Annotated in this window: 14 protein-coding genes and 2 pseudogenes; 8 read left to right on the top strand and 8 right to left on the bottom strand. The window is 71.3% G+C overall.

Going from position 1 to position 17,427, the window contains the following annotated elements; genetic code table 11:
- Positions 1-3 precede the first annotated feature (3 nt).
- Complete coding sequence (locus tag D9V36_RS08490; RefSeq protein WP_129293212.1) at positions 4-1,485, bottom strand: phosphatase PAP2 family protein; 1,482 nt, start codon at positions 1,483-1,485, stop codon at positions 4-6.
- A 243-nt stretch (positions 1,486-1,728) separates the two neighbouring features.
- Here D9V36_RS08490 and D9V36_RS08485 point away from each other — a divergent pair, with 243 nt between their 5' ends.
- Entirely contained in the window at positions 1,729-2,178 is a 450-nt protein-coding gene (locus tag D9V36_RS08485) for a GNAT family N-acetyltransferase (protein WP_129293211.1), read from the top strand.
- Positions 2,179-2,327: 149 nt separating this feature from the next.
- The gene (locus D9V36_RS08480) at positions 2,328-3,542 is read left to right on the top strand and encodes an aminotransferase class I/II-fold pyridoxal phosphate-dependent enzyme (RefSeq protein ID WP_129293210.1); all 1,215 of its coding nucleotides are present in this window, start codon (positions 2,328-2,330) and stop codon (positions 3,540-3,542) included.
- A gap of 177 nt (positions 3,543-3,719) precedes the next feature.
- Here D9V36_RS08480 and tsaD read toward each other — a convergent pair whose 3' ends face one another.
- Complete coding sequence (tsaD, locus tag D9V36_RS08475; RefSeq protein ID WP_129293209.1) at positions 3,720-4,793, bottom strand: tRNA (adenosine(37)-N6)-threonylcarbamoyltransferase complex transferase subunit TsaD; 1,074 nt, start codon at positions 4,791-4,793, stop codon at positions 3,720-3,722.
- A gap of 327 nt (positions 4,794-5,120) precedes the next feature.
- On the opposite strand from tsaD, the gene D9V36_RS08470 reads away from it, so the two are divergent.
- Positions 5,121-6,629: an amino acid permease gene (locus D9V36_RS08470; RefSeq protein WP_129293208.1), complete on the top strand. Its 1,509-nt coding sequence runs from the start codon at positions 5,121-5,123 to the stop codon at positions 6,627-6,629.
- Here D9V36_RS08470 and D9V36_RS08465 read toward each other — a convergent pair.
- From D9V36_RS08465 to D9V36_RS08450, 3 genes are all read right to left on the bottom strand, one after another.
- Positions 6,559-7,608, bottom strand: a complete 1,050-nt coding sequence (locus D9V36_RS08465; RefSeq protein WP_129293207.1) for a fatty acid desaturase family protein — start codon at positions 7,606-7,608, stop codon at positions 6,559-6,561. The genes D9V36_RS08470 and D9V36_RS08465 overlap by 71 nt on opposite strands.
- 205 nt (positions 7,609-7,813) lie before the next feature.
- Positions 7,814-8,386: an NUDIX hydrolase gene (locus tag D9V36_RS08460; protein ID WP_241720757.1), complete on the bottom strand. Its 573-nt coding sequence runs from the start codon at positions 8,384-8,386 to the stop codon at positions 7,814-7,816.
- A 126-nt stretch (positions 8,387-8,512) separates the two neighbouring features.
- Positions 8,513-9,244 (bottom strand): GNAT family N-acetyltransferase, encoded by a 732-nt coding sequence (locus D9V36_RS08450; RefSeq protein ID WP_129293204.1) that lies wholly within the window; start codon positions 9,242-9,244, stop codon positions 8,513-8,515.
- A gap of 166 nt (positions 9,245-9,410) precedes the next feature.
- Here D9V36_RS08450 and D9V36_RS08445 point away from each other — a divergent pair, with 166 nt between their 5' ends.
- Positions 9,411-10,064, top strand: a complete 654-nt coding sequence (locus tag D9V36_RS08445; protein WP_129293203.1) for a M15 family metallopeptidase — start codon at positions 9,411-9,413, stop codon at positions 10,062-10,064.
- Positions 10,065-10,142: 78 nt separating this feature from the next.
- Here the strand turns inward: D9V36_RS08445 and D9V36_RS08440 are convergent, their stop codons facing one another.
- Together D9V36_RS08440 and D9V36_RS08435 are read right to left on the bottom strand one after the other, a co-directional pair.
- Complete coding sequence (locus tag D9V36_RS08440) at positions 10,143-11,180, bottom strand: D-alanine--D-alanine ligase family protein (RefSeq protein WP_129293202.1); 1,038 nt, start codon at positions 11,178-11,180, stop codon at positions 10,143-10,145.
- A gap of 227 nt (positions 11,181-11,407) precedes the next feature.
- The gene (locus D9V36_RS08435) at positions 11,408-11,881 is read right to left on the bottom strand and encodes an SseB family protein (RefSeq protein WP_129293201.1); all 474 of its coding nucleotides are present in this window, start codon (positions 11,879-11,881) and stop codon (positions 11,408-11,410) included.
- A gap of 350 nt (positions 11,882-12,231) precedes the next feature.
- Here D9V36_RS08435 and D9V36_RS08430 point away from each other — a divergent pair, with 350 nt between their 5' ends.
- The 3 genes from D9V36_RS08430 to D9V36_RS08420 all read left to right on the top strand — a co-directional run bounded on the left by D9V36_RS08430 (position 12,232) and on the right by D9V36_RS08420 (position 14,599).
- Positions 12,232-12,657, top strand: a complete 426-nt coding sequence (locus D9V36_RS08430) for an OsmC family protein (protein WP_129293200.1) — start codon at positions 12,232-12,234, stop codon at positions 12,655-12,657.
- Between the two features lie 236 nt (positions 12,658-12,893).
- Positions 12,894-13,730: a M55 family metallopeptidase gene (locus D9V36_RS08425; protein WP_129293199.1), complete on the top strand. Its 837-nt coding sequence runs from the start codon at positions 12,894-12,896 to the stop codon at positions 13,728-13,730.
- A gap of 206 nt (positions 13,731-13,936) precedes the next feature.
- Positions 13,937-14,599, top strand: coding sequence for an HAD family hydrolase (locus D9V36_RS08420; RefSeq protein ID WP_129293198.1), 663 nt, complete (start codon positions 13,937-13,939; stop codon positions 14,597-14,599).
- On the opposite strand, the pseudogene D9V36_RS08415 reads toward D9V36_RS08420, so the two are convergent.
- A pseudogene (locus D9V36_RS08415) lies at positions 14,580-15,431 on the bottom strand (transcriptional regulator); the annotation flags it as partial. The gene D9V36_RS08420 and the pseudogene D9V36_RS08415 overlap by 20 nt on opposite strands.
- On the opposite strand from D9V36_RS08415, the pseudogene D9V36_RS42575 reads away from it, so the two are divergent.
- A pseudogene (locus D9V36_RS42575) lies at positions 15,400-17,100 on the top strand (ALF repeat-containing protein); the annotation flags it as partial. The pseudogenes D9V36_RS08415 and D9V36_RS42575 overlap by 32 nt on opposite strands.
- Positions 17,101-17,427 lie beyond the last annotated feature (327 nt).

Raw genomic sequence — 17,427 nt, 5'->3', positions numbered from 1 at the left:
TCATCATTCGGGCAGAAGGCGGTACACCGTCAGTGCCGCGTTGTGCTTGTCCAGCGTCAACTCAGCCGGAGCGGGGGCCACTTCGCCGTCGTAGGCCAGCGTCGTGCCCTCCGGGAGCCCGCTGATCCGCAGCCGCGACAGACGCGCCTCACCGAGCACCGGAGAGCTGCGCGGGGTGCCCAGCAGGGCCGCGGTGAGCAGCCGGGTGCGGGCCAGCCGGCCACCGTGCACCACCCGCACATCGAGCACCCCGTCCGCCAGGTCGTGCCGGCGCACCGGAGCGAACCCCAGCCCCCGGTACTGGGAGTTGCCGGCGAACAGCAGCCACACGGCCCGCCGCTCGCCATTGATCGTGAGGGTCAGCGGCTCGGCAGTGCGCAGTACCTCCCACGCCGCGAGCACCCCGGCGGGCCAGGCGCCGATCTTCCCGGCCCACCGCTCCCGGATCCGCACCAGCTCCGGATACGCGCCGATCGAGAAGGTGTTGAGGAAGTGCCGCGCCTCCGGATGCGGCGCTGCCCGGAAGCGCGCCACGTCCACCGCGACGGCCTCACCGGTCTCCACGGCACGCGCCGCCGCCGCATAGGTCTCGATCCCGAGGTCGTACGCGAAGTGGTTCAGGGTGCCGCCGGGCAGCACCGCGAGCGGCAGCCCGTGCCGGAGCGCGACCTCCGCCGCGGCGTTGACCGTGCCGTCCCCGCCGAGCACTCCCAGCGCACCGCCCAGTGCCTTGGCCCGCTCCGCGGCATCTTCCAGCGCCTTGTCCAGCGGCTCCCCGTCCGGCCTGCTGCACACCGTGACCTCGGCCTGGGGCAGTACCCCGTGCACCTCCTCGGCGCGGTCAGGGCCGGGGCCCGTGCGCTGCCCCGAGCCCTGGTTCGCCACCACGACCAGACCCCGGCCGCCCGGCAGCGCGGGCGCCTCGGCGCGCGGTCTGGCGGGCGGCGCCAGCTGGGCGCGGGTCGGCGCGAAACCCCGGACCGCGAACGCCGCACCGGCCCCCAGCGCGGCACCCGCCAGCACATCACCCGGATAGTGCACGCCCGTATAGACGCGGGAGAACGCCACCGAAGCGGCGACCGGCGCCAGTGCCAGGCCCCACCACTTGTTCTCGAAGGCCACACCGGTCGCGAAGGCCACCGCCGAGGCCGCGTGCCCGGACGGGAACGAGGAGGTGATGGGCTGACGGTTCAGCTGCCTTATGACCGGCACCGCGTCCAGCAGTGGCCGCTGGCGCCGCACCGAGCGCTTGCCGAGCGTATTCACCGTCGCCGACGCCACGGCCAGCGACGCCACTCCACGCAGCGCCGCCCGGCGCATCGGCCGGCCGCCCAGCGCGGCAGCGCCCGCCGCGATGCCGAACCACAGCAGTCCGTGGTTGGCGCTGCGGGTCAGCCGGGGCAGGACCCGCTGTGCGCCCGGCCATTCGCGGGAGGCGATGAGGTGGAAGGTCCGCCGGTCGAGTTGGGGAAGTAGCGATCGCATGCGCCCCCTTGTACCCCAGACTCGCCGTAACAGGCAGGAAGGGGGTGCTGGGGGCGGTGTGCGGCGCTGTGGGGTGGTGTGCGGCCACAGCGGGGCGGTGCCGCGCGCAGACCGGGCTGCCGCGCCTCGGCCACTCCGGCCCGGACACTCGTCTGTCCCGGCCCCCCGCCCGGCCCCTCGTTGCCCCGGCCCCTCGTCTGCCCCGGCCACTCCCGCCCCGGTCATCCGTGCTTCGCTGTCGAGATGATCAGGAAACGGCGCGACAGCGACCTCGACGCCTGTGTGGCGCTCCTAGCCGAGGTGCACACCCACAGCGGCTATCCGCACCACTGGCCGGATGACCCTGCGCGCTGGCTGACCCCCGACGGACTGACCGCCGCCTGGGTCGCCGAGACCGACGGTACGGTCGTCGGCCACGTGGCCCTGTGCGGCCACGAGGTCAGCCGGCTGTGTGTCGCACCCGCCGCCCGCGGCGCGGGCCTCGGCGGACGGCTGCTGCGCACCGTCGAGACGGCGGCGGCCGCCCGTGGACTGCGCCCCGTACTGGAGGTGAAGGCTACCGACACCGCGGCCATCGGCCTTTACGAGCGGCTGGGCTGGACCCGCCGTGCCACCGAACGGCAGGAGTGGGACGGCGGTGAGGTGGTGACGGTGCATCGCTACGAGCCCGCCGCGGCGCGCCCGGCGCAATGAGCGCGGGTCCCGTCGCGCGCTGACGTGTCGCCCGGCCGCCACCCCCGCGATCTGCCAAGGTGGACGGGGCCGCCCCAGCAGGTGTCCTGGGCCGTTTTCCCCAGGCGAGGGGCCCACGATCGACCCGCCGTCGTGGAGTGGAGGTACGGATGCAGCGGACCGCCCCGGATCCGCAGCGGGAGCCGGAACCGGATCCGCCGGTGGGTCTGCCGGTCCTGCCGGCGCTCGCCGCGCACCTCTCCGCGGCGGCGGACCGTACCGAAGCCGAGCCGCCCGGCGGCAGCGCGGCCCTGCGCACCGCCGCCTGCGGCTACTGGGAACGCCGCGGCCTGGTCACCACCCCCGACCTGGCCCTCGCCGCCCCCGGGGCGCCGGCCCTGCTCCTCGCGCTGTACGCCGCGACGGACGGGGCGGTGGTGCTGCCGCGGCCCTGCTCCGAGTGGTACGCACCGCCCGCCCGGCAGCTCGGGCGGCCGGTGCACCTCGCGCCCGTACCGGCGGAGTCGGGCGGCGTGCCCGACCCGTTCGCGCTGCTGGAGACCGTCCGCCGGGCCCGGATGCACGGCGACAGCCCGCGCGTCCTGGTCCTGTCCGTCGCCGACGATCCGACCGGCACCTGCCCCGCGCCCGAGCAACTGCACGAGGTCTGTGAGGCAGCGGCGCAGGAAGGGCTGTGGATCATCAGCGACGAGACACGCCGCGATCTGGTGCACGATCCGCATGACACCGTGCTGCTCAGCCCCGCCGAGATGCTGCCCGGCGAGGTCGTGGTGCTCACCGATCTGCGGGCCACGCTGGTACCCGCCTCCTGGCCGGCCGCGCTGGCCCGTTTCCCCGGCACCGAGCGCGGAGCCGTTCTGCGGGCCGCCGCACTGGACGCGCTCACCGCGGTCCCGGTGCCGATTGCGGGGCCGGTCGGCTGCGCCGTCACCCATGCGCTCGGCGAACCCGACGAGGTGCGCGCCCGTACAGCCGCCGCCGCCCGGCTCTACGGCATGCTCGCCGCGGCGCTCCACCACACCGTCACCGAGGCCGGCGCCCTCTGCCGCCCGCCGCACTCCGGCAGCCATCTCTACGCCGACCTCGAACCGCTGCGCAGGCCGATGGCGGCCCGCGGGACCGTGGAATCCCGCGCACTGGAGCGGAAGTTGGCGCCCTGGGGGGCGCGCGGCGGACACCGCTTCGGGGACGCGCCGGGCGCCCTGCGGGTACGCCTCGGCGCCGAGGCACTGCTCGGCGCCGACCTGGAGCTGCGGCAACGCGTCCTGGCCGCGCCGGACCCGCTGGAACTCCCGCACGTCACCCGGGCGTTGACCGCCCTGTCGCGGGCGCTGGCCGGACTCACTACGTCCGCGGACGGCTGATCACCGCCGGGCCCTGCCGGTCCGTTCCGCCGCCGCCCGTCAGTTCCGCCGCCGCCCGTCGGCTCTCGCCCCCCCGCCGGCGCGCGCCGGAGCCCGCCGGATGCGCCCCCGGCCCGTCCGTAGCGGCCAGGCGGGGACGTGCACAGCAGTGGTCAGGCGGGTACGTGACAGCAGTGGTCAGGCGGGTACGCGCACGGCGGCTGTACGGGCGACCGGGTGCAGCGCGGCGTACTCCAGGGGCGCCGACGGATCGATCGAGACATCCAGCGGGGCCGGTGCGGCGCCCGCCGCGACCAGCAGGTCCCCGATGGCGGCGATCATCGCGCCGTTGTCGGTGCACAGCCGCAGCGGCGGCACCCGCAGGGTGATCCCGGCGGCGGCGCAGCGCTCCTCCGTCAGGCTCCGGACCCGGGAGTTGGCGGCGACCCCGCCCACCACGACAAGGGTGCCGACGCCGTGGGCGGTGCAGGCGGCCACCGCCTTGCGGGTCAGGACATCGGCGACCGCCTCCTGCAGCCCGGCCGCGCCGTCCGCCACCGGCAGCGCCTGCCCGCGGTGCCGCTCCGCCCACCGCGCGGCGGCGGTCTTCAGCCCCGAGAACGAGAAGCCGTACGGATCATCACGCGGCCCGGTCAGCGGACGGGGAAACCGCACGGCGCCAGGGTCGCCCTCGCGCGCCGTCCGGTCGATGGCCGGCCCGCCGGGGTAGGGGAGCCCGAAGACCCGGGCGACCTTGTCGAAGCACTCGCCGGCGGCGTCGTCCAGGGTGTCGCCGAGGTGCACGATCGGATCGCGGGCCAGGTCACGGACGAGCAGCAGCGAGGTGTGGCCGCCGGAGACGATCAGCACCACACAGGGGTCGGGCAGCGGACCGTGCTCCAGGGTGTCCGCCGCGACATGGCCCGCCAGGTGGTGCACCCCGTACAGCGGCACGTCCAGCGCGTACGCCAGACTCTTCGCCCCGGCCAGCCCGACCTGGAGCGCACCGGAAAGCCCCGGCCCGGTCGTCACCGCGACCGCCCCGACATCGGACATCCGCAGCCCGGCCTCCTCCAGTGCCCGGTGCACCACCGGGGTGAACGAGTGGACATGGGCGCGGGCGGCGATCTCCGGCACCACGCCGCCGAACCGGGTGTGCTCGTCCATGCTCGACGCCACGGCGTGCCCCAGGAGCCGGCCGTTTTGCACCAGGCCGGCGCCCGTCTCGTCACAGGACGACTCGATGCCCAGCACCACGGGTGTCCCACCCATGCCGTTCTCCTCTCGCACACTGCGGCCGGGGCAATAGCCTCATTGCACAGTGATGGTTATTGCACATGCTACGCAATAAGTGGGCTTGCCCTATGTGGTCCTGCCCTCCACCCGCAAGACCGCAGATCTTTCAGCGGCGAGCCCCTGTGGCGGGAGTATTCACGGCGATTTTGAAGCGTGCCGCCGATCCGGTGACCATGTGCACCAGTCCGGCGCACCGGACGGCCCGGCACGACGAGAGATGCGCCCCACATGCACCGCAGCCCTGCCGCTCAGCACCCCGAGACCGGCTCTGACCTGCACACGCAAGCCAAGTCACCGTTTCGGATGAGCCTGTTCACCGCCACCTGCCTGGTGATGGGAAACATCATCGGTGGCGGCATCTTTCTGCTGCCGGCTTCGGTCGCCCCGTTCGGCACCGTCAGCCTGGTCGCCTTCGGCGCGCTGACCATCGGCGCCCTGGCGCTCGCCCTGGTCTTCGGGCGGCTCGCCGAGCGCCACCCGGACACCGGAGGCCCCTACGTCTACGCGCGCGAGGCGTTCGGCGACTTCGCCGGATTCCTCTCCGCCTGGTCGTACTGGACCATGACCTGGGTCAGCAACGCGGCGCTCGCGGTCGCCATCGTCGGCTACGTCCACGTCCTCCTCCCCGGCCACCCCTCCCGCGGCGCCGACCTCGCGATCGCTCTCGGCGCGCTCTGGCTGCCGGCCGTCGCCAACTTCGCCGGCACCCGCTACGTCGGCCTGGTCCAGACGATCTCTACCGTCCTCAAGTTCATCCCGCTCCTCTTCATCGCCGTCGTCGGCCTGTTCTTCTTCGACCCGGCCAACCTCGGCCCGTTCCACGAAGGCAGCGGCAGCGCGGCCGGCGGGATGTCCGCGGCCGCCGCGATCCTCCTCTACTCCTACGTCGGTGTGGAGTCCGCCGCGATGAGCGCGGGCGAGGTCCGCGACCCGGAGCGGAACGTCGGCCGGGCCACCGTCCTCGGCACCATCGGCTCCGCCGTCGTCTACCTCCTGGGCACCGTCGCCGTCTTCGGCACCGTCGCCCACGACAAGCTGGTGAAGTCCCAGGCGCCGTTCTCCGACGCGGTGAACGCCATGTTCGGCGGACACTGGGGCGGCACGGTCGTCGCGCTCGCCGCCGTCGTCTCGATCATCGGTGCCCTCAACGGCTGGACCCTGATGAGCGCCCAGTCCCCGTACGCCGCCGCCAAGGACGGGCTCTTCCCCGCGCCGTTCCTGACCAAGCGGCGCGGTGTCCCGACCTTCGGCGTCCTGGCCGCCGGTGTGCTGGCCAGTGCCCTCACGGTGATCAACTACCTCATCGGGTCCGGCGGCGTCTTCGAGATCCTCGTCCTGATCACCACCTTCTCGGCGACCGTCCCCTACCTCCTCGCCGCCGGCGCCCAGGTCTACTTCCTGCTCACCGGCCGCCGCGACCAGGTCCGCCCCGCCCGCTTCGCCCGCGACCTGACCCTCGCCCTGGCCGCCTTCGGCTTCACCTTCTGGCTCGTCGCCGGCGCCGGCTACGCCGCGATCTACCAGGGCGTGCTCTTCCTGTTCGCCGGCATCCTGGTCTATGCCTTCATGGCGGCCCGGCGTACGGCACGGCAGACGGAGGTGGAGGCGGAGACCGCGGCCACGGCGGACGCGGCTGCCACCACCGCCACGACGGACGCGGCTGCTCCCACCGCCACGGCGGACACGGCTGCTCCCACCGCCACGGCGGACACGGCTGCCCCCACTGCCACGACAACTGTGCCTACGCCCGCGAACTCCGAAGAGGTTCCCCCGCCCGCCGCAAGTGCCGCAGCGCCTCCGCGTACGACCTGATCAGCCCCGTCTCGTGGTACGGGACCCCGATCTCGGCGCAGTAGGCGCGCACGATCTCCTGTGCGCGGCGCAGATGCGGCGTCGGCATGCTGGGGAAGAGGTGGTGCTCGATCTGGTAGTTGAGCCCGCCGAGAAGGAAGTCGGTCATCACCCCGCCCCGGATGTTGCGCGAGGTCAGCACCTGACGGCGCAGGAAGTCCGGCCGGGCGTCGCCCTTCAGCGTCGGCATCCCCTTGTGGTTGGGTGCAAAGGTGGACCCCAGATACACACCGAAGACGGCCTGGTGGACGAGGAGGAAGGCAAGCGCCTTACCGGGGGACAGCACCAGGAACAGCGCGGCGAGATACAGGCCGATATGCGTCAGCAGCAGCGCCGCCTCGCTGCCCCAGTGCTTCATGGTGGGCGACCGCAGCGCGCGGATGCTCGCCACCCGCAGATTGAACCCTTCCAGCGTCAGCAACGGGAAGAACAACTGCGCCTGATAACGGCCGATGAAGCGGGGCAGCCCCGTGGCGGCCTGCGCCTGGTCCTGCGACCACACCAGGATGTCCGGCGCGACATCCGGGTCCAGCTCCTCATGGTTGGGGTTGGCGTGGTGCCGGGTGTGCTTGTCCATCCACCAGCCGTACGACATCCCCACCCCCAGGTTGCCGAACAGCCGCCCCCCGACCCCACTGGGCCGACGCCGCCGGAACACCTGCATATGCGCCACATCATGGGTGACCAGCGCCATCTGCCCGAAGACGAACGCCAGGAACACGGCCACGGCCAGTTGCCACCAACTGTCGCCCAGCGCGAAGAACACCACCCAGCCCCCGGCGAACGCCGCGCTCACGGCCGACAGCCGCACCGCGTAGTACCTGGGCCGGCGCTTCAACAGCCCGGCGGCGACGATGCGCCGCGACAGCCGCGCAAAGTCGCTGCCGACGGGTGCCGCCGCAGCGGCGGGCGGGGAAGGGGTCTCAAGCCTCGTCGTCATACGGAGGAGTCTTGTGACGGCGCGCCCGCCTCGACAGCCGGTCCGCCCCCGTCCGGCATGGCTGGTCCACCCCCGCCCGGATAGCCGGCTCACCCCCGCGTCGACGGCCGGTCCGCCCCCGGTCCGGGCGGGGGTTATCACTACCGGAGGGGAGAGGGCTTGCGGGCTGGGGTGCTTGGGGCGCCTGGGGAGCTTGGGGGCCTCTCTATGGGGAATCGGCTGAGGCCGGCCCGGAGCCAAGGCCGCTGCCGTGCGGCAAGCCATGGTCTTGGCTGTGACCGGCACTCCCACTCCGGATCTTGGGCACGAACAGGCGGAGAGCATCCGCGGTCGGTGGCGACAGTGCGGAGTCGTGCAGGTCCGCCACGGGAGTCCAGACCGCCGCTTCGGTGGAACCGCCGATCTCGGTCACCGAGGGCGCGCCGGGCCTGAGGCCGACGGCGTAGAACAGTGCGGTGAGGTGCCAGCTCACTCCGCGCCGCTGAGCTGCGTAGGTCCGCGCGTCGAGCAGTTGAGCAGTGGTGAGTTCGAGCCCGGTCTCCTCCCGGAGCTCACGGCCCAGAGCCTCCACCGGCTGCTCGCCGGGGTCGATTCCGCCGCCCGGCAGGTGCCACAGCCCTGGCCTGAAGACCGGTGACGCGTCAGACAAGCGGGCCAAGAGCAACCGGTCTTCCTCCACCGCGATGGCGTATGCCGAAACCCGGTTCTGCACGCGAACATCCACCGTTTCCGCCCGTCCCACCGTCTCCGCCCGTTTCACCATTTCCGTCCGTTCCATCGCTCCCGCCCCTTCCACCGTCCCCGCCCTTCCCACATCGATGCCAGTAGGCGGGAACCGCGGCCCCCACCAAGCCCGGCTTGATCCCCTGAACCCGATGAACCGAACCGACTTGACCGACTCTCGTCACACGCCCTGATCGATTCCCAGTCGCACACTCAACTGACCGCCGATCTCCCGGAATCCGAGCGCGGCCGCCACCCGCCGGGAGGCCTCGGGACGCGCACGCCACTGCGGCAACAGCCCGGCGTCGAGCGCGTGGGCCACCGCCTCGGAGGCCACCTGCCGCGCCAGACTGCGCCCTCTCCGTTGCGGAGCAGTCAGCACACACAGGTGCGCGGTCGACGCCGGCCACCTCTGATATCCCGCAGCGGCTACGGCTGCGGGTCCGTCGCGCACCACGAACACCGGGGAGTCGACCTCATCGATGCCGCTCTCGGCCGCATCCTCCGGTCCCACCGACTCTGCCAACGCCCGAAGGTCATCATGGCCTGGCGGCAAACACGTGATCGCTGCACCATCATCCGCAGGTCGGAAGTCGTCCTTCGAGAGGTAGGCCAGTACGGCGGGGCCGAGCACATCGACCACCGGCAGCAACGCCCGGAGTGTGCCGGGGCGCATCAGGGACTCAACCGGCGTGTCCACCACCGCACGACGGAACAACAGCGCCTGGGCTTTGTCCGGCACCGTGATCACCGCCGCATCGCCCAGTCTCACGACCCCCGCCCAGGCGGGCGGGCACAGCAGCGACCCTGCAGAGACAGCGATCACGGCGCCGCCACCCGACGGGAACGACACAGGTGTCTTCGCCAACCACTCCCAGAGACCGCGCGCACGGGCCGGTAAGTCATCGGTCATGCCCTGATCCTGCCACTTACTGATCGTTTCAGCACGAGGCGCGGGGCGTCTCAAGTGAGGAGTTTCGGCAGGTGAGTTGGGGCAGGACAGGGTGGCGCATCCGGTGCCTGATTCTGATCAGGCGGTTGAGCGGACGTCGTCGAGGCCGGTGCGTAATGATCACTCCATGACCGAGATCGTCTTGATGTCAGATCCGAAGATTGCCGCCATACCGGTGAAGGAATGCGACGAACCACTCCTTGACGTCCGACGTCAGGATCCCTTCCCCGTCGACGCTCGTGAGCAAGACGATGCCGGGGCCTTCGCGCACGTGCGCGAGGGGGTCTTGAACCGCCTTCTCGATGCCCGGAAGTTTCTGCCGGACGGCATCCGGTTGCTGTTCATCGAGGGGTACCGGCCGCCTGCGGTGCAGAGTTTCTACTTCGAGCGGTATGCCGAAGGGCTCCGGAACGACAACCCCGGCTGGTCCCCGGAGCAGGTTCGTGCTGCCGCAAGCCGGTTCGTGTCTCCCCCGGAGATCGCCCCGCACAGCGCCGGTGCCGCCGTCGACGTGACTCTAGTCGACGCCGAAGGCCGGGAACTCGACATGGGAACGCCGGTGGATGCCAGCCCGGAAGTGAGCAAGGGAGCCTGCTATACGGCCGCATGCAACATCAGTGCTGAGGCGCGCGGCAATCGGAAGATCCTCACCGAGGCCCTGACCGCAGCAGGCATGGTCAACTACCCGACCGAGTGGTGGCATTGGTCCTACGGCGATCGCTACTGGGCACTTGGTACCGGCGGCGGTCACGCCCTCTACGGCCCGCGGGAGCGTGGCTGACGCTCCGGAGACCGGCACGTACACGGAGGGGGTGCGCCCCCGCGGGGGTTGCCCCGTTCGGGCGGACATGGCCGGTGCTCAGTGCATCGCGAGGTCGAGGATGCGCTGGACCAGGTCGGGGTAGGTCCAGCCGGCCCCGGTCGCCGCGAGCGGCAAGAGGCTCGTTGCCGTCAGGCCGGGGAGCGCGTTCACTTCGAGGCACATCGGCTCGCCACCACTGTCGCAGCGGAAGTCGGTGCGCGAGTAGGAGTCACCGTCGAACCCCAAAGCCCGGTGCGCGTGCAGGGCCACCTCCTGCAGTCGGGACGCGAACGCCGCCGGGACGCGCGCGGGGCACACCTCGCCCACCGCTCCCGGCTGGTACTTGGCGGCGTAGTCCCACACCGGAGTCGTCAGCTCGATCTCGACCACCGGAAGCACCTGGTCACCGACCACGGCCACAGTGAACTCGCGCCCCGGCAGGAACGGCTCCACCAGCAGCTCGACCCCACGAGAGCGCACCTCGGAGGCAACCCGGCCCAGTTGCGGCAGCGAGTCGACCCGGTACACCGACACACTCGACCCGTCCGCTGCCGGCTTTGCCACCACCGGACCCGCCGCGACCAGTCGTGCCACGTTCTCGGGCACGCCTCCGTCCCCGGGCCGCCACAGCGCCCGTTCGACCACGGGCAGCCCCGCCGCACCGAGCACCGCCTGCGCCCGGCCCTTGTGCCAGGCCGCCGCACACGCCGCGCTGCCCGCCCCGGTGAACGGGATGCCTGCCATTTCCAGCAGCATCTGCACATGCCCGTCTTCACCCCAGCCACCGTGCAGCGCCAGGAATACGGCCTCCGCTCCGCGCAGGAGATCAAGGACCGGACCGGCCGTCAGCGCCGCGTACATGCGCTGCCGCCACTGCTGCTGATCGGAGAGGGACGGTGGTTCCTTCGCGACGCCGATTTCGTCGACCGTGTCACCAGGATGCAGCGGTCCGGCCAGGACCGGCACGGCCGCGGCCGGATCGACCAGCACCACCTCGTGACCCCGCTCGAGCAATGCCTGGGCAACCGACCGGCCCGAGGCCAGCGAAACATCCCGCTCGGAGCTCTCTCCACCACATAAAGTCACTACGCGCATATGTGCGATTCTGCCGCACCGCCGTTGCTCGCGCTCCCGCATTCGGCGGGCGTGCGGCGGTTCTCCGTCGGCAGGAGTGTCCCAGGACGGCGTGCAGGAACTGGCGGTGCGCTCACCGACAGGGGCAGCCGTTCCCCCCCCGTTGCGCGGCGGACGACGCAGGCTACCCGGCCCGGGCTACCCGGCCCGGGGGCAGACCAGGCTCTTCGTCGCCGCCTCCTTACGCCTTACGTGCCTTCCATCCCCTCCGCACCGGTCTCGCCCGCCCGGCCCACCGCGTCATCGGCGTGCCGGCTGAAGACCGGCAGTGCCCGCACCAGGTCCGGGGGAAGGGCAAGGCCCTGCTCGGAAGACGGGTCGACCGCCATCCACAGGTCGTCCGCCGGCCAGTTCGCGGCCAGGTCGACGACAGGGATGCGGAGCGCGGTCTCCAGGTCGCCCCCGGCCGTCAGCAGCGCATTCTCGGTGGTGAAGACGGGGACGTATCGGTTGCCGTCCTGTTCGATCACCGGCAGGGAGACGGCGCCCTCGGGACGTTCCTCCTCGCCCTCGGCCGGCGGCGCCTGCGGCAGCAGAGCCACGCTGGCCGCGAGCTCGACCAGGGCGGCCTGGGTGTCCGCCGCCTCCGCCGCGGACTGTGTGCCGTCGGCGGAAGCCTCTCCGGCCGGGGGAGCGTTTTCGTCTGGGGTCAGGGGGCTCATGGCTTGTCCTCTCGTCGGCGTTGCTCACCGGCCACCCGCTCGACACGGGTCGGTGCGGGTTGCCGCAGTCGCCGCCGGATGCCGCCCAGCGGCAGGGGGCCGGGGCAAGCGTGGCAATACCTCCAAGGCTAAGCCGCCCCACGTACTCTGCAACGTTCCCGGTCAGGAGACCGGCGATAGCCACGTTCTTCCTGGTCAGGCGACCTGCTCAGGCGACCTGCTCAGGCGACGCCTCCCGGCTGCGGACGGACCGCCGAGCCGCATGCTGCGGCGCGTCGTACACCCGGGCGGACCGCCCCGGGGCGGACGATCGGAGAGTCGACGTCATCCGTACACGGAAAGGGGTCACCATGGCCACCACACGCAACGCTCACACCGAGTGGGAGGGCGAGCTGTTCAAGGGCCAGGGGGAGGTCACGCTCGACTCCTCGGGAGTCGGTCACTTCCCCGTGACCTGGGCTTCCCGCGCCGAGGAGCCCAACGGGAAGACCAGCCCCGAGGAACTGATCGCGGCCGCCCACTCCAGTTGCTTCTCCATGGCCCTGTCGAACACGCTCACCGGGGCCGGCAACCCACCGACGCGGCTCACGACGAAGGCCGCGGTCACCTTCCAGCCCGGCACCGGCATCACCGGAATCCACCTCACCGTGGAGGGCCAGGTGCCCGGCATCGACGAGTCCGCCTTCCAGTCCGCGGCCGAGGACGCCAAGGTCAACTGCCCGGTGAGCCAGGCCCTCGCCGGCACCACGATCACCCTCACCGCCACCCTGTCCTGACCCGCGAACGCGAGACCACGCCCCCTCTCCACTCCGGTGCGAGGGGGCATTCGTCTACCTGGGGCACTTCGGCGCGTTTCGGCGCGTGGCACGAGGGACCGTGCCCGCTCCTTCCCGCCCTGCCCGCGCTCAGGAACCACCACCACGCCCGCGCTCAGGAACCAGCTGAGGAACGCTCGGCGTCTCCCAACCGGTCGGAATTGAGGCTTGAGGCTTGCGGTTGAGGAGTATGCGAAGTGCGGATCTATATCAGCGCGGACATGGAAGGCATCACGGGGCTCGTCGACGCCGAAGACGTCCAGCCGGGCGGGCGGGATTACGAGCGCGGGCGTCTGATGATGGCGGAGGACGTCAATGCCGCCGTCCGCGGTGCCCTGGCGGCGGGCGCCACCGATATCGTCGTCAACGACGCCCACGGCCCCATGCGCAATCTGGTGCCCGAGACGCTGCATCCGGAGGCCCGCCTCATCCGCGGCAAGCCCAAGCACATGGGCATGCTCGAAGGCCTCACCCCCGAGCACGACGCCATGATCTGCGTCGGCTACCACTCTCGCGCCGGCACGCTCGGCGTGCTGAGCCACAGCTTCATGGGGCACGAGATCGAGGACATATGGCTGGACGGCATGCCGGTGGGCGAGATCGGCCTGACCCACGCCACCGCAGCGGCGCTCGGCGTGCCCATGGTGGCCCTCACCGGTGACGACAGCGCCTGCGCCGAGACCTTGGCGTGGGACGATTCCGTCAGCACCGTGGCCGTGAAGAGCGCTCATGACCGCTTCGCCGCGGAGCTGCGCCCGGCCGCGGAAGCCCGCCAGGCGATCGAGAAAGCGGTCGCGGCCGGTCTCTCCGACACGGGCAAAGCGCCCCGGCGCGCCGCGACTTCGGACTCGTCCACCCTCAGGGTCCGTTGGCAATCGGCCTCGGTGGCTTCGACACTTCTGGGAATCCCCTCGGTCACCTCCGTGGACAGCAGGACCGTCCAGGCGGAAGGCCAACTCCCCACCCTGTACCGCCTCTTCGGCGTATGGATGCGAGTAGCCGCGTCCCTCACGGGCCAGGGGCCTTACTGCTGACCATTGCGCCTGTCGCCCCGTCCCCCGATCAGATCAGGTTGCGTACTCCGGCACGGGCAAGCGGGTGCCCGCAGGGTGAGCCTGCTCGGTTCCCGTGAGGCCTTGGTCGCGGAGGGCCCCTGCCGTCGCCGGACCGATCTGGCAAAGATGCATGCAACCTGCAACGCAGCAGTACCGCCCCTCCAGCCGCTCAGTAGGGTGTCGGCATGATTCGCGCGGTGGTCTTTGACGTCGGTGAGTGCCTGGTCGACGAGACACGGGAGTACGGAACGTGGGCTGACTGGCTCGGCGTGCCGCGACATACGTTCGCGGCGATGTTCGGTGCGGTCATCGCACAGGGCCGGGACTACCGCGAGGTGTTCCAGGAGTTCCGGCCCGGATTTGACCTGTACGAGCAGCGGGAGGCGCGTGCCGCTGCGGGCCGGCCGGAGCACTTTGACGAGTCAGATCTGTACGCCGATGTCCGGCCCGCCCTGGCGCGCTTGCGCGGCGACGGCTTGTGGCTCGGCATCGCGGGGAACCAAACCGTGCGGGCGGGCGGGATTCTCCGCAGTCTGTTCACCAACGATGTCGACCTGATCGGCACGTCGGACGACTGGGGAGCCAGCAAGCCCGATCGGCTCTTCTTCGAGCGCGTGGCCGACGTTGTCCCCTTCGCGAACGATCAGATTCTGTATGTCGGGGACCGCGTGGACAACGATCTCCGCCCCGCCGTGGCCGCTGGTATGCACACTGCACTCGTTCACCGAGGCCCGTGGGCGACAATCCAGTGGAACACCGTGGAGGCGCGCGAGCTGCCTACGTTCCGTATCGAGTCGCTGATGGAACTGCCGGAAGCCATCGCGAAGTTCAACGAGCGAGAGCGCTGACCGTCGTCGTCCAGCCGTATAGCCGGTCGTCAAGGTCTCGCACACACTGGGCATGTTGGTGCGGGGTGAGCGCTCGCCGTACTTCCCTGACCCGGTCCATGCCCGTGGCGTACCAGGTGGCCTCCAACTGGTCGAGGGCAAGGCAGGCGTATCGGCACGCTTCCTCTGGCTGACCGGCTGCAGCCGCGACCGCAGCCAGATCGCCAAAGATGACGGTGCGCTGCTTGCCCTCGGTGGCCGGCATCTGGTCCAGGACGCCGAGCAGCGTTGCGCGGGCCTGCGGCAGGTGGCCAGCCTTGAATTGAGTGTGGCCCTTGAACGCGGCCAGACGGACAGCGCTGAACCAGTCCATCCAAACTGGCGTCATGTGCTCGGACCCTGCCGCGAGGGTGTCTTCAGCGTGCCTGATCAAGTTCAGTGCGGTACGTGTGTTCCCGCACCGCGTTTCGCACTCGGCTTCGACGGCGTCGAGCCACGCCCAGAATTCTGCTGAGGCAGGACCGCGACGGGCGTATGCGCGGGCAGCGACCAGGTGCTCCGCAGCGTTTTCATGCTCTCCTGCCCACCCTGGGATGAAGGCTGTGTGCGCAAGGATCGCGGATCCGATCAAGGAATCGTCCGCCTCACTTGCGGCCTGCAGGGCGCGGAGCAGGGTGGTGCCGGCGTCATCAGGCTCTCGAAGGTCGAAGAACTCGATACGTCCGGCGAGTAGCCATGTCTCAGCAAGGGCGGCCGCCACCGCGCGGCGCGTCTGACCGGCGGTTCCGGGGAGCAGCGCGCAACCAAGGTCGGCGTGGGCGATGACGGCAGGGTGGAGGGTGGCGGGCGAGGTCGGCCAGTTCGTGGCTCGTGCCCGTGACGAGGAGCAGACCTCGGTTGCGGAGCTGGCGGATCAGGCTCGGGAGGCGGGCCGGCGGGCGAAGTCGGAGACGGAGGCGGCCAAGAAGGCGTCCGCGCACGCCGTGACGGCTTCGGAGCTGGCGAAGAAGGCTGCGAAGACGGCAGCCACCGAGGCTGCGGCGGCCAAGGACGACTCCCAGAAGGCGGCCGGCGCGGCGCAGCGGGCGGCTTCGGCGGCTTCGCAGGCCGCGTCTGCCGCGCAGGAGGCGATCGGGGCGGCTCGTGCAGCCACGCATTCGGCCCGTGTGGCGGCGCATGCTGCGGCGCAGGCGGCGTCCGCTGCGGCGGGTGCGTCGCAGGCCGCTTCCCGTGCGCGGGGTGCGGCGGCTGCTGCCGCCACCAATGCTGCGAACGCTTCTGCTGCACGTAAGGCGGCCGAGGTGGCGCGGTCGGCTGCCAAGGGGGCTGACCTTGCGGCTGATGCCGCCGATGAGGCGCACAAGGCCGCGACGGAGGCCGGGAATGCGGCGCAGGATGCCGTCGCGGCCGGGGCCAATGCCCAGTCCGCGGCCAACGCCGCGGAGGAGGCAGGGAATTACGCCGGTCAGTCGGATGCGCATGCCGCCGAGGCACGGCGTGCGGCGGCCCAGGCGCGCCGTCATGCGGATGAGGCCACCCGTGCCGCGAACGTTGCGACGTTTCTGGCACGCAAGGCTGCAACCGCCGCGGGCCAGGCGCGTGATGCCGCCCGGTCGGCCGCCCAGCACGCCAATGCGGCGGCCAAGGCCGCAGAGGAGGCTGCCGATCAGGCCGGTGAGGCCGCGAGTGCGGCGACGAAGTCCGATGCTCACGCCAAGGCCGCTCAGCAGGAGGCCGACGCCGCGAGTGCGGCGGTCGACAAGGCGAAGGACATCTACAGCCTGGCGCGGGAGTTCGAGACCGCGGAGATCCTGACCCGGACCAACGAGGGGATCGAGCGGGCCAAGGACCTCACGGCGGACGACGACGAGTTGCAGGCGGACCGCAGTGCGGCGGCCGGGGAGCTCAAGAAATTCCAGGCCGATGCGCAGCGCCTGGCCGCCGAAGCCGGCCAGGACGGTGCCGACGTCAAGGACGTCGTGGTCAAGGGCCGGAAGGTCGCGCTGCTGGCGATGAAGTCCGGCGGTCCGTGGAGCCGGGCGGCCGCCGAGGCGGCTCTGGGCGGTTCGGATGCCGAAGTCGCCGAATATGTACGAACCCGGTGGAAGGAAGCGCTCCAGCAGGACGACCGGGTCGATGTCGGGCGGCTGGCCGGGGAGAGTCCTCTGGAGCCGGTGCGGGACGCCGCCGAGCAGGCCCTCAAGGGGGACGCAGCGCAGGTCAGTGCGTTTTTGTCGGACGGTCAGTTCCAGGCCGGTGCGGCGGACTTCCGTGTCGAGATCGCGCAGGTCATCAATCGTGGCGGCCCCGGGGTGCAGGAGGCGGGCAGGGCCGCGCTGAACTCCGGGTCCACCGAGAAGTACTGAGAGTTCCTGGCCACCGGGCAGTACACCGCCCGCACGCAGGACGAGCGGGTCCGGGCCGGCCAGCTGATCAACAGCGGCGGGGCGGAGTTGAAGTCCGCGGGCCGCATCGCCCTGGAGAGCCCGCCGCAGCTGCTGCACTCCTTCATCGAAACCGGGCAGTACACCGCCCAGCGCAAAGACCTGCTGGCCGCCACCCACAAGGCGCGCGTCCAGCAGCTGATCGCCGAAGCCGCCCGCACTGCGGCCACCGCCCAGCAGAGCGCCGCCGAGGCCCGCAGAGTCGCCGCTCTGGCGGCGAGGAAGGACGAAGAGGCGAAGAAGTACGCCAAGCAGGCCCAGGATTCGGCCGCTTCGGCAAAGAATTCCGCCGCGGACGCGGCGAAGTCCGCCAAGGAGGCCGAAGCGTCCGCGGCGCGTGCCGCCGAGTCCGCCAAAACCGCCCGCAAGGCCGAGGCCGAGGCCAACCACGCCGCATCCAGCGCA

Origin of the sequence: Streptomyces lydicus (assembly GCF_004125265.1) — a bacterium.
Lineage (GTDB): Bacteria > Actinomycetota > Actinomycetes > Streptomycetales > Streptomycetaceae > Streptomyces > Streptomyces lydicus_C.
This window is presented reverse-complemented; position numbering and strand designations above follow the sequence as displayed.

Excerpts from the sequence above, each read along its gene's own strand:
- D9V36_RS08490 (WP_129293212.1), bottom strand. The coding sequence starts at position 1,485 with ATGCGATCGCTACTTCCCCAACTCGACCGGCGGACCTTCCACCTCATC.
- D9V36_RS08485 (WP_129293211.1), top strand. The coding sequence starts at position 1,729 with ATGATCAGGAAACGGCGCGACAGCGACCTCGACGCCTGTGTGGCGCTC.
- D9V36_RS08480 (WP_129293210.1), top strand. The coding sequence starts at position 2,328 with ATGCAGCGGACCGCCCCGGATCCGCAGCGGGAGCCGGAACCGGATCCG.
- tsaD (WP_129293209.1), bottom strand. The coding sequence starts at position 4,793 with ATGGGTGGGACACCCGTGGTGCTGGGCATCGAGTCGTCCTGTGACGAG.
- D9V36_RS08470 (WP_129293208.1), top strand. The coding sequence starts at position 5,121 with ATGAGCCTGTTCACCGCCACCTGCCTGGTGATGGGAAACATCATCGGT.
- D9V36_RS08465 (WP_129293207.1), bottom strand. The coding sequence starts at position 7,608 with ATGACGACGAGGCTTGAGACCCCTTCCCCGCCCGCCGCTGCGGCGGCA.
- D9V36_RS08460 (WP_241720757.1), bottom strand. The coding sequence starts at position 8,386 with ATGGAACGGACGGAAATGGTGAAACGGGCGGAGACGGTGGGACGGGCG.
- D9V36_RS08450 (WP_129293204.1), bottom strand. The coding sequence starts at position 9,244 with ATGACCGATGACTTACCGGCCCGTGCGCGCGGTCTCTGGGAGTGGTTG.
- D9V36_RS08445 (WP_129293203.1), top strand. The coding sequence starts at position 9,411 with ATGACCGAGATCGTCTTGATGTCAGATCCGAAGATTGCCGCCATACCG.
- D9V36_RS08440 (WP_129293202.1), bottom strand. The coding sequence starts at position 11,180 with ATGCGCGTAGTGACTTTATGTGGTGGAGAGAGCTCCGAGCGGGATGTT.
- D9V36_RS08435 (WP_129293201.1), bottom strand. The coding sequence starts at position 11,881 with ATGAGCCCCCTGACCCCAGACGAAAACGCTCCCCCGGCCGGAGAGGCT.
- D9V36_RS08430 (WP_129293200.1), top strand. The coding sequence starts at position 12,232 with ATGGCCACCACACGCAACGCTCACACCGAGTGGGAGGGCGAGCTGTTC.
- D9V36_RS08420 (WP_129293198.1), top strand. The coding sequence starts at position 13,937 with ATGATTCGCGCGGTGGTCTTTGACGTCGGTGAGTGCCTGGTCGACGAG.